The sequence below is a fragment of the Neomoorella carbonis genome (assembly GCF_045278715.1).
GTDB classification, from domain to species: Bacteria; Bacillota; DSM-521; order Neomoorellales; family Neomoorellaceae; genus Neomoorella; species Neomoorella carbonis.
Genome location: NZ_CP136420.1, coordinates 2498413 through 2513902, shown reverse-complemented (window position 1 = coordinate 2513902; position 15490 = coordinate 2498413). Strand labels below are relative to the sequence as shown.

The following is a 15490-nucleotide window of genomic DNA, read 5'->3' as shown; positions in this document are numbered from 1 at the left end:
ATTAAGTTTGCCTATCATCTACATCGCCGTACCTTGCGGTCAGGATTGATAGTAAAGACCCTGAAAGCAAATTTTCCGGAGTGCATTCATGAGCATCGAACGTAACTTCGACATAGCCTTTGTGGCCGACCTAGCCCTGCATGAAAAACAAATCCAGCAGAATTACCGGCCCATTATTGCCGTACATAAATGGTTTGCGCGCCGGCCCGGTACGTTGTTTCGAAGTCTGTTACTGGCTGAGTTTACCCAGGGCAATTTAGCCGACAATTATTACCGCTCCCACAACTTTCAGGGCCTAAGGGTGGCCGATCCCTTTATGGGCGGGGGAACACCCCTTATCGAGGCAAACCGTCTCGGGTGCCATGTTCTAGGCTATGATATTAACCCCATGGCTTACTGGATTGTGCGCCAGGAGATTGAGTATCTGGACCTGGAAGCTTACCAGCGAGCTGCTAGAGACGTTGGGTCTTTTTTGGATGAACAGGTGGGTTCTTTTTACCGTACCAGATGCACAATATGCGGGTACGAGGATGCCCCTGTTAAATATTTTCTCTGGGTAAAGGTCCAGCGTTGCCAGTATTGCGGTAGGGAATTTGACCTTTTTCCGGGATACATCCTGGCCCAGAAGGGGCGCCATACTAAGGAGGTAATATTATGCGCTGCCTGTGGCGAGCTTAATGAGGTGGAGGATAAAAAGCATCCTGGCCTCTGCCAGCATTGCGGCGCCAAATTAGTGACTAAAGGGGCGGCCAGCCGCAGTCAGTGCTTTTGCTCCCATTGTGGTGCTAAAAATAGATATCCCGATGCGGACAGCGGGCCCCCCAGGCACCGGATGGTGGCCATCGAGTACCACTGCCCCTACTGTAAACCCCGGCATCAGGGCCGCTTTTTTAAAAAACCGGATGAACAGGATCTGGCCAAATTTAAAGCGGCAGCTGTTTTATGGAAGGCTATCCGGCCACAGTTTGTTCCCGAAGATGAGATACCTGATGGTGATGAAACCGATCGCCTGCATCGCTGGGGTTATCGCTATTACCGGGAACTGTTCAACGAGCGCCAGCTCCTAGGTTTGGAGTTGCTCGCCCGGAAAATAAGCCAGCACCCAGATGAACGCATTAAAAACGCCCTGGCTACCAATCTTTCCGACCTGTTGCGCTATCAAAACATGCTCTGCCGTTATGATCCTTATGCCTTGAAATCCCTGGACATTTTTTCCGTACACGGCTTCCCCGTTGGCTTAATCCAGTGCGAATCCAATTTATTGGGAATTGCCGGGGGAAAAGTCGGGGTCAATATCGGCAGCGGTGGCTGGACCAATATAGTCGACAAATATGTAAAGGCCAAACGCTATTGCCAGTGGCCCTTTGAAATCAAGCATGTTAATGGGCGTAAACGACAGGTATGGCTCAAGGGAGAATGGATAGGGGAAGGATGCCGGGGAATGGCGGAACAGCGGGAGGTGGACTTGAGGTGTGCCAGCGCTACCCGCGCCGTTCTGGCGCCTCGTTCTCTAGACGCCGTTCTAACCGACCCGCCTTACTTCGCCAATGTGCAGTATGCCGAGCTGATGGATTTTTGTTACGTTTGGTTAAGGCGTCTTGTCGGGGCAGGTAATCCAGCATTTACGGCCCGGACGACCCGTAACCCCGAAGAGCTTACCGGGAACAACACCATGGCCAGAGGAATCGATACTTTTACGGAAGGTTTGAGCCGGGTTTTTACTAATATGGCCGCAGCTTTAAAACCTGGAGCGCCGTTTGTATTTACTTATCACCATAACAGGTTGGAAGCTTATTATCCGGTAGCCGTGGCTCTTTTAGATGCCGGGCTGGTATGCACAGTAACGCTGCCGTGTCCGGCGGAAATGGCGGCTTCCATTCATATTAACGGCACCGCTTCTTCGATTATAGATACGGTTTTCGTCTGCCGGACTACCGGTCTCATTTCCCGGCGCCTGCTGGTGAGAGAACCGGAGAAAATTGCAACATTAATAATAAGGGAACTGGAGGAACTGGAAAAGGGCGGGGTGTCTGTCACCCGGGGAGATACCCGTTGTATTATTTACGGCCATTTAATCCGGCTGGCCGTATGGTACTTGCGGGCATCATGGGATAAAAGTTTAAGCTGGGACAAAAAGTTCGTCTTGATTGCCAGGATGATTGATGAACTGGGCGGGGCCACCGCTATCGAGACATATTTGGAGGAAAACGGTGTGCAGCTGAAGACCAAGCGCGAAGCCGTCGTTTGTGAAAGTGAATCTGAATATGGAGCTGGCCGTGATGAAGTATCCTTTTGAAGCTACGCTGGAGGAATTACAGGCCGATCTTGACACCTATGTGGATGTAGTTTTTTCTTGCCTGGAATCTGAATTTATGGTTATACCCAAAGGCCGGGGTTTTATTGAATACCCGGTTTTTGCCAGGGCTTATGAGGCCCTGAAGCAAGCTACCAAGGGTTTTATTTCTTTAAACGCCGATGTAATTTTAGAAACAGTACAAGAGGTCCCGCTGGCCTTAATTGTTTTACGTACCATCCTGGGTTTTACGCCGCCAGAATGGGCTTACATAGCCAGCCAAAGAACTGGCATAGAGATTTCCCAGGGATTCAGTCGCACCCTGGACAGGCGGATTAGGATGGCCCCTTTTACGCCAATTAAGTTTTCTCCTTTAACGAAGCAGCGGGTAATTGCCATGCTTGAGACTGCCTGCCAGTTAATCCAAGAAGGCGTTCCCCAGGTAGAAGGAGACAGGATCCACCGCCTTGATAAAGCGGATACGCATAGCGGACTGGATGGTATCAGAAATCTGGCCAGCATGGGTGTTCCTTACGCCATGTTGCTTTATGAAAGGTTTCTGGGCCGCCCCTTTGCCGGGCACCGCGATTCTGTTTCGGAACTTATAGGTAATGTACTGGAGAACGCTATTGAAGAAATCCTGGCGGGCGCTGGTATCAGTTACCGCAAAACAAAAAGAGCGGAAAAAATCCCCGGTTTTGACCAGGCGCCGGATTTTATTATTCCGGATGAATTTAACCCGCAGGTAATTATAGAAGCTAAAATTACTGAAGACGACGGCACAGCCCGCGATAAAGTTACCCGGGTTCAGCACTTAGGAGAGTTGAGTGCGGAGAGACAAGCAAATGGTAAGCCCGGGTTTGAGGTGATTGCCTGCATCGCTGGCCGTGGTTTTGGCATCCGTAAAGAAGATATGAAAAAGCTCCTGCTGGCAAGCCGGGGCAAGGTATTTACCTTGAAAACTTTAGATCGTTTAATTGAATGTACGCGATTGCGGGAGTTTATAACCAGGCAGTTTTGAACCATATAGACATCGAAGGTATAAAAAAGACGTTCCGGCAACCTGTGCAATTAACTTTACCATCTTCGCAAAACAGTAAAAGAAACTTAACCGGCCGGCAGGATTCTGTCCTTTGGTGTGGAATAAGAAAACCATTAGACTTCAAGGCAGGACGGGAGGAAGGCAGGATGAAGTTTTTTATTTTGGGCTTATATTTTGCAGCACTTATCGTTATCGGCTTTTACAGCTGGAAGAAATCGCGGGATGTCGGCGGGTTTTTCCTGGGCAACCGGACCGTGGGCCCCTGGATATCGGCCTTTGCCTACGGGACGACCTACTTCTCCGCCGTTATTTTTATTGGCTACGCTGGCAAGGTAGGCTGGGGTTTCGGCCTCGCCGATTTATGGATCGTCATCGGCAACGCCTTTGTCGGCAGTTTCCTGGCCTGGAAGGTGCTGGCGCGGCCGACCCGGGAACTGACGGTGCGCCTGAATGCCATGACCATGCCCGAGTTTCTGGCAGCGCGTTATGAAAGCCCGGCCCTGCGGACGGTAGGGGCGCTGTTAATCTTTATTTTCCTGGTTCCCTATTCCGCTTCAGTATATATGGGTTTGAGCTACCTCTTTGAACAGGTCTTCCAGATTGACTTTGCCGCGGCCCTCATCATTATGGCCGCCCTGACGGCCGTCTACCTGGTCCTGGGTGGTTATATCGCCGTCACCCTGACGGATTTCATCCAGGGCCTGATTATGATCGGCGGCGTCTTTGTTCTTATATATTATGTTCTTACCGCGCCGCCGGTGGGCGGCCTGATCACCGGCATCAGCCGCCTGGCAGCCATAAATCCCAGCCTGGTTTCCCCGGTGGGCCCCAACTGGTTTGCCCTTTTATCCCTGGTGGTCCTTACCAGCCTTGGCCCCTGGGGTCTGCCCCAGATGGTGCAGAAGTTCTATGCCATTAAGGATGAGCGTTCCATCTGGCCGGCCACGGTGGTTTCGACCCTTTTTGCCCTCATTATCGCCACCGGCGCTTATTTCACCGGTGCCTTCGGCCGTCTCTTTTTTAACAACCAGATGCCCTTGCTTAACGGCAAGCCCAACCCGGACCTGATTATGCCCCAGATTATCGACCAGTACCTGCCGGACTGGGTGGGCCTGCTTCTGCTCCTGCTGGTGCTGGCGGCTTCCATGTCCACCCTGGCGTCGCTCGTGCTGGTTTCCAGTTCGGCCGTGGCCATTGACCTGGTCCAGGGTTCGGCACCTCAAATATCCCGGCGCGCGGTTATGGTCCTGTTGCGTTTTTTATGCATCTTCTTTATCGGGCTGTCGGTATACATTGCTTTAAAGCCCACCATTATCCTGGTCCTCATGTCCCTGTCCTGGGGCACGGTAGCCGGGGCCTTCCTGGCACCCTACCTGTACGGCCTGTACTGGCCCCGCACCACCAAAGCCGGGGCCTGGGCGGGACTCTTGAGCGGGCTGGTTATATCTCTGGGTTTATCCTTTTACTACCACCTTGACGGCGGCGTCATCCCCACCATCGGCTCCCTGGCCATGATTATTCCCCTGGGAGTGGTACCCCTGGTGAGCCTTGTGACCCCGGCCTTTTCCCGGGAGCATTTAGCCAGGGTTTTTGGCCCCGGCAGGGTGAGTACTGTAGCAACCAAAGGACTGGTGTCTGATGATCTGGGATTTGGCAAATGAGTGTCGTTCCCGGGCGGATATCGAGGCTTTGCAGCTGGCCCGGCTCCAGGAAACGGTAGCCAGGGTCTACGAGCGGGTGCCTTTTTACCGCCAGGCTATGGATGCCAAAGGTATCCGGCCATCGGATATCCGTACCCTGGCGGATGTCCGCCTGCTGCCCATGACCACCAAGGAAGATTTTCGCCAGAATTACCCGTATGGCCTCTTTGCCGTGCCCCTGAGGGAAGTGGTCCGCCTCCATGCTTCTTCCGGTACTACCGGGAAGCCCATTGTCGTGGGCTATACCCGCCGCGATCTGGAAACCTGGACGGACTTGGTGGCACGGATGGTGACTCTCGCCGGCGTCACTGCTGACGATGTCGTCCAGGTTGTCTTCGGTTACGGCCTTTTCACCGGCGGTTTTGGCCTGCACTACGGCCTGGAACGGGTAGGAGCCACGGTGGTACCGGCTTCAGCCGGCAACTCCAAACGGCATATTATGTTAATGCGGGACTTTGGCACCACCGTCCTGGTGGGGACGCCGTCCTATGTCCTGCACCTGGCCGAGGTGGCGGAAGAAGAAGGTGTGGATCCGCGGGAACTCCCCGTGCGCCTGGGCCTGTTTGGCGGCGAGGCCTCCAGCCGGGAAATGCTCAAAGAAATCGAGCGGCGCTGGGGGATGCTGGCCACGGATAACTACGGCCTGTCGGAAGTTATGGGACCGGGCGTTTCCGGCGAGTGCGAGTACCAGGACGGCCAGCACGTGGCCGAAGACCACTTCCTGGTGGAGATCCTTGACCCGGTTACCGGGGAACCCTGCCCGCCGGGAGTCAAGGGCGAGGTGGTCATTACTACCCTGACCAAGGAAGCCCTGCCGGTGCTGCGTTACCGCACCCGGGACATTTCCTCTTTAAATTTTGAACCCTGCCGCTGCGGTCGTACTACAGCGCGCCTGGCCAAAATTACCGGCCGCACCGATGATATGCTCATAATCCGGGGGGTAAATGTCTTCCCTTCCCAGGTGGAGAGCGTCCTCATGGAAATTGAAGGAGTAGCTCCCCATTACCAGCTTATCGTCAGCCGGCGCAACTACCTGGATGAGCTGGAAATCCAGGTGGAAGTAGACCCGGAGTTTTTCAGCGACCGCTACCGGCAGCTGGAGGAACTGGAAGAAAAAGTGGCCGACCGCCTGCATACGGTGCTGCAGCTAAAGGCACGGGTGCGCCTGGTGGAGCCCCACAGCATTCCCCGCAGCGAGGGCAAGGCGCGGCGGGTGGTAGACCTGCGGCCGAAGTAAATATCAATGCACCGGTGAGGGGTAGTGTCAGCTAGAAAACCCGTAAAAACGGGTTTTTATTTTATTCCGGTCGTGCCCCTGGCTTCTTTTAAGAGCCAGGTAGTGACTAAAGGCGGTCATTAAGTTAGAATAAAAGTATTGCGGCCCGGTTTGCGCCGGGCCCGAAGTGCGGGAGAGGTGAAAGCGTGCGGGAACTGTTGATTGGAAACCATGCCCTGGCCCGGGGCGCCTGGGAAGCAGGGGTTAGGGTGGCCGCTGCTTACCCGGGGACACCGAGTACGGAAATAATCGAAGCCCTGGCCGGGTATCCGGAAGTATATGTCGAATGGGCGCCCAACGAGAAGGTGGCCCTGGAGGTGGCCATCGGCGCGGCCATAGGCGGTGCCAGGTCTCTGGCAGCCATGAAACACGTGGGCGTCAATGTGGCCGCCGATCCCCTGATGACCCTGGCCTACACCGGCGTTAACGCCGGCCTGGTCCTGGTATCGGCCGACGACCCGGGGCTTTTTAGCTCCCAGAACGAGCAGGACAACCGTTTTTATGCCCGTTTGGCCCAGATCCCCTGCCTGGAGCCGGCCGACAGCCAGGAAGTTAAGGATATGACCATGCTGGCCTTTAGTCTTAGCGAGGAATTTGATACCCCGGTAATGCTACGTCTGACCACTCGGATCGCCCATTCTTACAGCCTGGTAGAACTGGGCGAGCGCCGGGAAGTGCCGCTGAAGGATTATGTTAAACAACCCGCTAAATACGTCATGCTACCGGCCTTTGGCAAGGTTCGCCACCGGGTGGTGGAAGAAAGGCGTCTCAAACTGGCGGCCTATGCGGAAACTACACCCCTGAACCGGGTGGAATGGGCCGACCGGCGCGTGGGTGTTATTAGTAGCGGTGTTGCCTACCAGTACGTTAAGGAAGCCCTGCCAGGGGTTTCGGTGCTGAAGCTGGGGTTAACCTATCCCCTGCCGGAGAAATTGATCCGCGATTTTGTCAATGCTGTTGAGACCTGTTATGTAGTGGAAGAGCTGGAACCCTTCCTTGAAGATCAAATCCGCGCTTTGGACCTGCCCGTAACTGGAAAGGAACTGGTACCACGGGTAGATGAACTGAGCAGCGTTATTGTCGCCCGCACTGTAGGATCCCGGGTAGCAGCTTTCGCTCCGGAACTCGTTTCGCCGGCACTGGCCCCGGCAGCAAGAGCCCCGGAAGCGGCGGCGACGGCAGCTGCAGAACTTCCCGGCCGCCCGCCCCTCATGTGCCCCGGCTGTCCCCACCGCGGCGTCTTTTACGTCCTGAAAAAGCTCCAGCTGGTAGTGGCCGGAGATATCGGCTGCTATACCCTCGGGGCCACCCCGCCCCTGCAGGCTATGGATACCTGTATCTGCATGGGGGCCAGCCTGGGTGTGGCCATGGGCATGGAGAAGGCCCGGGGCCCGGAGTTTGCCCGCCGGGTGGTGGGTGTTATCGGTGATTCCACCTTCCTGCACTCAGGCATGACCGGCCTCCTGGACATGGTTTATAACGGTAGCAACGGCACCTTGATTATTTTAGACAATGGTACCACGGCCATGACGGGGCACCAGGATCACCCCGGTACCGGTTATACCGCCGCCCACCGGCAGGCTCCCAAGGCCGATCTGGAGCAAATCGCCCGGGCCCTGGGGGTGCAGCGGGTGCAGGTGGTCGATAGCTACGACCTGGAGGCGGTGGAAAGGGCTATCCGCGAAGAAACATCGGTAGCCGGACCTTCGGTAATTATCGCCCGCCGTCCCTGCGCCCTTTTGCATAAGGAGAAAGAAGCAGTTTATATAGTAGATAAGGAAAACTGCCTGGGCTGCCGTTACTGCCTGGAATTGGGCTGTCCGGCCCTATCCTTCAACGGAGAGCAAGCCGTCATTGACCCAATCCAGTGCAACGGCTGTGGCCTCTGCATCCAGGTTTGCCCGGCGGAGGCTATCAGGAAAGCAGGTGAAGGTAATGAATAATGGCGTAGTTAATGTCCTGCTGGTCGGCGTCGGCGGCCAGGGGACGATCCTTGCCGGCCGCGTCCTGTCCCGGGCGGCCGCCTCCCTGGGAGGCGAGGTCAAGGTTTCCGACATCCACGGCATGGCCCAGAGGGGCGGCAGCGTAGTGACTCAGGTCCGTTTCGGCCCCAGGGTATATTCTCCCGTGATGGCTCCCGGTACGGCTGACTTCCTGGTTGCCTTTGAAAAGCTGGAGGCCCGGCGCTGGCTCTATTACCTGAAGGACGGGGGGCAGCTCATCGTAAATAATCAAGAACTCCCGCCGCTACCTGTTCTTACCGGGGCGGCGGTTTACCCGGATAACCTGGTAGCTGAGATGGAAAAGCTGGTTAAAAATATGCTGGTCATCGACGCCCTGGATCTGGCCCGCCGGGCCGGAAACGTCAAGGCCGTCAATATGGTCCTCATGGGAGCCCTGGCCAGGCGCCTGCCTATCAGCCGGGAGGCCTGGGAAGAAGCCCTGGCCGCCTCGGTGCCGGATCGGTTTTTGGAGGTTAATAAAAAGGCATTTAATCTTGGCTGGGACCATAATGGATAACAAAAAGGTCATATCTTCCAGGTTATACCTGGGGATATGACCTTTAGTTTTAGATGAGGAGCTACTCTTGCCCCGGATAAGCCGGCGAGGTATAATGCTTGCAAGAGTATTTCCTGGCATTTCCACCTGGCGGACCGCCAGCAGTTTTTGAGGAGCTTTTTCGTTGCCGGCGGGTGAGAAAAATCGATTGTTAGCGGGAGGTTTATATAATTATGCAGATGCTTGACTTAATCCGCCGCAAGCGGGAGGGCCAGGCCCTGACACCGGCAGAAATTGAGGCCATGATTCAGGGTTATACGGCCGGTACGATTCCCGACTACCAGATGGCGGCCTTTCTTATGGCTGTCTACTTCCGCGGCCTGAACCAGGAAGAGACGGCGGCCCTGACCCGGGCCATGGTGGCCTCGGGGGAGAGAATTGACTGGAGTTCCATCCCCGGTGTCAAGGTCGACAAGCACAGCACCGGCGGCGTAGCCGATACCACTACGCTGGTCCTGGCACCCCTGGTGGCGGCCGCCGGAGTACCGGTGGTCAAGATGTCCGGCCGCGGCCTGGGCCACACCGGCGGCACCATTGACAAGCTGGAAGCCATTCCCGGCTTCCGGGTGCGGCTCTCCCAGGAGGAAATGGTCCGGCAGGTGAAGGAAATCGGGCTGGCCATCACCGCCCAGACGGGGAACCTGGTGCCGGCTGACGGCAAGCTCTATGCCCTGCGGGATGTAACGGCGACGGTGGAAAGCATACCCCTCATTGCCAGCAGCGTCATGAGCAAAAAAATCGCCGCTGGTGCCGACGCCATAGTACTTGACGTCAAGGTTGGCAGCGGGGCCTTTATGCCCGACCTGGCTTCGGCCCGGGAACTGGCCCGGACCATGGTGGCCCTGGGCCGGGAGGTGGGCCGGCGTGTTAGAGCCGTAATTACCAATATGGATGAGCCCCTGGGGATGATGGTGGGCAATGCCCTGGAGGTCCGGGAGGCCATCGCTATTTTATCCGGCGGCGGACCGCAGGAGCTGAGGGAGGTCTGTCTCACCCTGGGCAGCCAGATGCTTTTACTCGCCGGTGCGGCCGGGAGCAACAGAGAAGGACGCCGGCTCCTGGAAAATTTGCTGGCCGGAGGCCAGGGGTTGAAAAAATTCCAGCAGTTTATTGCCGCCCAGGGCGGCGACCCGGACGTGGTAGACAATCCGCAACTCCTGCCGCAAGCCGGGGAAAAGGTGACGGTAGCTGCCCGGAGCAGCGGTTACATCAGCGCCGTCCAGACGCGCCTGGTGGGTGAGGCGGCCCTGCTCCTGGGCGCCGGCCGGTTGACCAAAGAAAACCCCATCGACCTGGCTGTAGGTATCGAGCTTAAAAAGCGCCGGGGAGATTATGTTAGCGCCGGCGAGCCCCTGGCCGTCTTCCACGTCAACGACCGGACCAACCTGGAGGCGGCCCGGGAGAGATTCCTGGCGGCCTATACCCTGGCACCAGAGCCGCCGGCCCCCCAGCCGCTGGTGTATGAGATAATTGAGTGAGGGCTCTGCGGTAATTTTATGCAGGTTATGCCGGTAGCGGCACAGTGCGTTCTCTCGCACAGGGGAGCTTATCAGCCCCTTGCTGGTAACCTTGATCCTGGCCAGGGACAGGATAACGGGGCTCCAGTTTTAAAGAATAGTTGTCAGCAAGGAATACAGGCCGGTGGCAACGACGAGCAAAGGTACGCTGTAATGAAAATGTTTTTGCGAAACCCGGGGAAAAAGGTATATTCCCAGGCTGCTGCCCAGGAAAGCAAAGGGTAAAAGTAGGGCGGCGTTTAAAATAATTTTTGTATTGACGCCCCTGGAAAGAGCCAAAAGGGCAAGACTGACGGCATACAGCAGGGTAAAATAGGCGGAGGCTGTAGCACGAAATTTATCCTTGCTTAAATCCTGATGATTTAAAAACAATATCACCGGTGGTCCGGCGATACCAATACTGGTACTTAAAAAGCCGGAGAGGCTGCCAACAAGGTGTTCTGCCCAGCGACCTTCCAGCTTAGCTATTTTTATGGTCTTTAGCTTCAGCAAGACCAGAGCAAAAACTATAGTTAAAATGCTGATTAATAATTTCAGGCTTTTAACGTCAAAGTGTAAAAAAACATATAAACCTGCTGGTATGCCTAAAAGGCTACCTTGAAAAAGGTGAATAAGTAGTGAGCGAACTATACCCTGCCGTACCCGGAGACTTAAAACCAGCTGGGTACAAAAAGAAACTAGCAGATTTAAAACCACTGCCGTATGGGCATCGAAAACAAACATCAGTAACGGGACGGCAATTAAGGCAAAGCCGAAACCTGTTATTCCCTGTAATACGGCGGCCAGCGAAACAGCCAGGGGGGCAGGCAGCCAGATTAAAAAGCCAGGCAAGCTTATCACCCGCTTCTAAATTTAAATCAAAAAAGGAAAAAAGGATTGCGGCGAATTATTTTTCTGCATAATGCCTTTATAAAGTTGAGGTGTAGCCCATAAACAGTCAGCTCCCCACTTTTGTAACCGTAGTCGAAAAGATAACAAATAATTCACATAATATTTTATGAAAGGAGTATAACTAATGACCCTACCCCCAAATTTTGACCAAAGCATATTTTGGCATCATGAACAGATTGGGGCCAGGGTAACAGAAGCCCTCAAAAGTACGACAGCCATGGAGGCCCGGGAGCAGGTGTTAAATTTCAATTTACCTGATAAGTCGTGCCGGGTGACGGCTATTATTGAGATGTGCCCCAGGGGCAACCGGGAATTCTATATCGTACTGGTAGGAGAAGAATATGGCTATTAAAACCGCCCCTTATAAAAAGCTTTTATAGGATAATAATTTTTATTGATTTGCCTGATAAATTCGTATTCAATAAAATCATGGTTCAATTTTATGATGAATGTGAGGACCTCCACGATATGCCATGGTCTACTCTACTTAGAGCCAGTCTCCATGCTGGGCGCCCACATAAAAGAGGAAGGCTGGTCGCCTTCCCCTGGTCGATTAATCAATTAATCATAGTATGCGGGTGCTTTTTTCAAGGCTTGGTAAAGATCCCAATCGTGACCAAATATAACCTTGGCGTTTTCTCTTTTCGCAATTTGCCGGACCTTTTCGATTGATTTCATAAAAGCTAAGCTGTCGTAAACGATACCAGAAAATTTTCCGGGAGGTCCATAATTGCCTGAAGTATAAATAGCATCGGCGGGGAAGATGAAGGTTCCACTCTTTTTCAGTTTCAACACTAAGCCTAGTACTCCTGGTGTATGGCCCGGGAGCGTGATAATATTTATTCCTGGCAACAGCTCAAAATCTTCATCTACCAGTTGGAAGTTGCAAGGTACTTCTAGTTCAGCTTTGATATAAGCACCGTGGGTTGCAGGATCAGGATTGGTGTGTGTCAACGTCAATCCATACATGAAATCTTGTCGATGCACGTAGACCGGGGCGTGCTTGAACAAATGCAAGTTTCCTGCATGGTCGAGATGCATGTGGGATTGCACAACAATATCCACGTCTCTGGGGTTTAACCCTATGCTATTTAACTGGTTTTCAATACGCTGTTCTTCGTTATAGAAATAAGGGAAAATCTTCCTCAAACCCTCAGGCCAGTATCCCTTCATGGCATCGGGGTGGCAACCGGTATCAAACAATATCTTTGCCTCTGGATGGTCTATTAACACCTGGTAAACCGGAACCTTAATCCATTTGATAGTAGGAGTAGGGTTCTCAAGTGTACCTACTGTTGACATAGCTACAATTTGATTGCTATCGCACTCAAGATGGCCTTGGTCTAAGATGTAAACTTTCATCTTTGTTTATCTTCCCCCCTTCGAGACATTTCAGCCGTTTTCCCTTTACCAAGCAGTCCAGCCACCATCAACATAAATAATTTGGCCCGTGATGAAATTTGCTGCATCCGACGCCAGGAAGATTGCCGCCCCTACAACTTCCCACGTCTCACCAAAACGCTTCATGGGATTTCTTTGAACCAGGTCGTTGTAGCGAATAGGGTCATTCATCAGGGGCTCCACAAGAGGTGTTTTTATATATGACGGGGCAATAGCATTGACTGTTACATTATAGGGAGCCCATTCGACGGCACAGACCTTGGTAAACTGGGCAACACCTCCCTTACTTGAGGCATAACAGGTTTGCCCGGGTAGAGCGACGGTGCTCAGAATAGATGCTAGGTTAATAATCTTACCTCTTTTCTGTGCCACCATGATCCTACCGGCTGCTTGTGACGCAAGAAAAGTACCCTTCAAATTGACCCCGACTACTTTATCCCAGTCGCTTTCTTCTACCTCCACTACAGGCTTGCGGATATTAATGCCCGCGCTATTGACAAGTATGTCAAGGCCACCAAATTCTTCCTGAGTTTTCTTTACCATATCTTCTACTTCCTGTTTGTTTAGGACATTAACTCTTACCGCCTCAGCTGTAAAACCGTTACTTCTCAATTCTTTTTTTAACATTGTAGCACCGTCAAAGTTTAAATCTGCGACCATTACCTTGGCTCCGTACTGGGCTAGCCCACAGCAGATTTCCCTTCCTATACCGCTGGCTCCCCCTGTTACCAGGGCCACCTTTCCGGATAAATCAAATAATTTTGACATGTCCATTATACAACTACACCTCCTGATTAATAATTGATTAGGTTTAAAATCTAATATATGCAAATTTTGTTCCAGGGCCAATTTTCGCTTTTAACCAAATTCTGCAGGTAACTAGCGAAATCCAAAACAATAAAGAAAGTATTTGTAAGCTCAAACTGTCTTTTCGATAAATACCTTTTTCTTCAGTAACCGTAATAACCGGGGAATAATCTATGAATGTTGCAGCAATGTTGCAACATAGCGAGAGAACAGCCATAGGTGCTGTAAAGATGTTTATGTATATTTTATGTTGCAACAGTGATTCGACATTTTGGGGTAAAAAGTGTCGATCTTTCTAAAGTAAAGTGTAGGAAATTCTAGTTCCCTGTTTGGATAAATAACTTCATTATTTAACTTTGGGTCCTAATTGTTGTTTGGCACAGGAATTGCATTATTTAATATGTGAATGTGATTTTATAAGCTAGTAGCGAGGTGATTGGGGGCAAGATATTACATCAGCGCATGATTGGCAAAGGTAATGGTAAGTGGTGGCAAACAGGGGTTGGTAGCAATAGTATTCTTGAGTTATCAAGGAGGAGGTAATTCGGTATGCCACTAAAAACTGATAGTGAATATATTGAAAGCTTGAGGCCCCTCAAGCTACAAGTTTATGCTTTCGGGGAAAAAATAGAAAACGTGGTAGACCATCCGCTTATTCGGCCACATATAAATTCAGCTGCTATGACCTATCGCTTGGCCCATGATCCCATGGCGGAAGAATTGGTGACGGCCACGTCCCATTTAACCGGGAAAAAAATTAACAGATTTACACATATTCATCAGAGCACTGATGACCTTGTGAAGAAGGTAAAAATGTTACGTCTAATCGCCCAACGGACGGGCACATGCTTCCAAAGGTGCGTTGGGTTTGACGCTATCAATGCCCTTTATTCGGTAACTTATGAAATGGATCAGGAGCTGGGCACTAATTATCATGAACGCCTACGTAACTACGTTACGTATATACAGGAAAACGATTTAATGGTTGCTGGTTCGATGACGGATCCGAAGGGAGACCGCAGTCTCAAACCCAGTCAACAGGCCGACCCAGATCTTTACGTGCATATAGTGGAAAAAAATGAAAAGGGAATAGTGATTCGCGGTGCCAAGGCTCACCAAACAGGGATTGTGAATTCTCATGAAATGATAATAATGCCTACCACGGCTTTAACGCCGGAAGATAAAGCCTATGCTGTTGCGTGCGCTATTCCAACTGATGCGCCCGGTATCATCCATATCTTTGGCCGGCAGACCAATGATGAACGTAAATATGGCGAGATTGATCAGGGTAATGCCATGTATGGAATTGTCGGGGGCGAGGCCTTGACAATCTTAGAAAATGTGTTTGTGCCGTGGGATCGTGTTTTTATGTGTGAGGAATACCAATATGCGGGCTTGCTGGTAGAACGCTTTGCTTCCTATCACCGCCAGAATTACGGTGGCTGTAAAGGAGGGGTGAGCGATGTTATTATCGGAGCCGCGGCTACCATAGCAGATTATAACGGAACTGCTAAAGCCAGCCATATAAGGGATAAAATTACGGAAATGATACATCTTACTGAGACCCTATACTGCTGTTCCATTGCATGTTCAGCAGAAGGGCATCGGACCGCGTCGGGGGCTTATTTTGTTGATCCTCTGCTGGCAAACATAGATAAGCAAAATGTTACCCGGTTTATTTATGAGATATGCAGGTTGTGTCATGATATCGCAGGTGGTTTTATCGCTACCCTTCCTTCTGAGAAGGACCTGAGGCATCCTGAGATAGGTAAATATGTTGACAAGTATTTTAAAGGCGTGGCTTCTGTTCCCACCGAAGACAGGATAAGGATGGCCAGATTAATTGAAAACATGACCGGCGGAACGGCACTGGTTGAAAGTATGCACGGCGCAGGTTCCCCGCAAGCACAACGGGTTATGATAGTTCGCCAGGCTAACCTGGAGTTTAAGAAGAATCTGGCCAAGGCGCTTGCGGGAATCAAAGTGTGCCAGTAGCTTTTGGAG

The 15490-nt window shown here is 52.2% G+C and carries 12 protein-coding genes; 9 read left to right on the top strand and 3 right to left on the bottom strand.

The genetic code is table 11. From position 1 onward, the window contains the following. Positions 1–88 precede the first annotated feature (88 nt). From MCACP_RS12770 to MCACP_RS12740, 7 genes are all read left to right on the top strand, one after another. On the top strand, positions 89–2296 hold the full coding sequence (locus MCACP_RS12770) for a DUF1156 domain-containing protein (RefSeq protein ID WP_406677125.1): 2208 nt from the start codon (positions 89–91) through the stop codon (positions 2294–2296). Next, positions 2247–3314: a hypothetical protein gene (locus MCACP_RS12765; RefSeq protein ID WP_406677124.1), complete on the top strand. Its 1068-nt coding sequence runs from the start codon at positions 2247–2249 to the stop codon at positions 3312–3314. The genes MCACP_RS12770 and MCACP_RS12765 overlap by 50 nt, the downstream gene beginning before the upstream one ends. A gap of 167 nt (positions 3315–3481) precedes the next feature. Then, complete coding sequence (locus MCACP_RS12760) at positions 3482–4996, top strand: sodium:solute symporter family transporter (RefSeq protein ID WP_406677123.1); 1515 nt, start codon at positions 3482–3484, stop codon at positions 4994–4996. Next, complete coding sequence (locus MCACP_RS12755) at positions 4974–6272, top strand: phenylacetate--CoA ligase family protein (protein WP_406677122.1); 1299 nt, start codon at positions 4974–4976, stop codon at positions 6270–6272. The genes MCACP_RS12760 and MCACP_RS12755 overlap by 23 nt, the downstream gene beginning before the upstream one ends. 185 nt (positions 6273–6457) lie before the next feature. Next, on the top strand, positions 6458–8254 hold the full coding sequence (gene iorA, locus MCACP_RS12750) for an indolepyruvate ferredoxin oxidoreductase subunit alpha (RefSeq protein WP_406677121.1): 1797 nt from the start codon (positions 6458–6460) through the stop codon (positions 8252–8254). After that, positions 8247–8831: an indolepyruvate oxidoreductase subunit beta gene (locus tag MCACP_RS12745; protein ID WP_406677120.1), complete on the top strand. Its 585-nt coding sequence runs from the start codon at positions 8247–8249 to the stop codon at positions 8829–8831. Before iorA ends, MCACP_RS12745 begins: the two co-directional genes overlap by 8 nt. A 212-nt stretch (positions 8832–9043) precedes the next feature. After that, positions 9044–10348: a pyrimidine-nucleoside phosphorylase gene (locus tag MCACP_RS12740; protein WP_406677119.1), complete on the top strand. Its 1305-nt coding sequence runs from the start codon at positions 9044–9046 to the stop codon at positions 10346–10348. 129 nt (positions 10349–10477) lie between these two features. Here the strand turns inward: MCACP_RS12740 and MCACP_RS12735 are convergent, their stop codons facing one another. After that, positions 10478–11218 carry a sulfite exporter TauE/SafE family protein gene (locus MCACP_RS12735; protein ID WP_406677118.1) on the bottom strand — a complete coding sequence of 247 codons (741 nt, stop codon included), beginning with the start codon at positions 11216–11218 and terminating at the stop codon, positions 10478–10480. A 184-nt stretch (positions 11219–11402) separates the two neighbouring features. Here MCACP_RS12735 and MCACP_RS12730 point away from each other — a divergent pair, with 184 nt between their 5' ends. Continuing rightward, on the top strand, positions 11403–11630 hold the full coding sequence (locus MCACP_RS12730; RefSeq protein ID WP_406677117.1) for a hypothetical protein: 228 nt from the start codon (positions 11403–11405) through the stop codon (positions 11628–11630). A 209-nt stretch (positions 11631–11839) separates the two neighbouring features. Here the strand turns inward: MCACP_RS12730 and MCACP_RS12725 are convergent, their stop codons facing one another. Beyond that, entirely contained in the window at positions 11840–12640 is an 801-nt protein-coding gene (locus MCACP_RS12725; RefSeq protein ID WP_406677116.1) for an N-acyl homoserine lactonase family protein, read from the bottom strand. 45 nt (positions 12641–12685) lie between these two features. Next, positions 12686–13528, bottom strand: a complete 843-nt coding sequence (locus tag MCACP_RS12720) for an SDR family NAD(P)-dependent oxidoreductase (RefSeq protein ID WP_406677115.1) — start codon at positions 13526–13528, stop codon at positions 12686–12688. 507 nt (positions 13529–14035) lie between these two features. Between MCACP_RS12720 and MCACP_RS12715 the strand changes: the two genes are divergently transcribed. Next, positions 14036–15481: a 4-hydroxyphenylacetate 3-hydroxylase family protein gene (locus MCACP_RS12715; protein WP_406677114.1), complete on the top strand. Its 1446-nt coding sequence runs from the start codon at positions 14036–14038 to the stop codon at positions 15479–15481. Positions 15482–15490 lie beyond the last annotated feature (9 nt).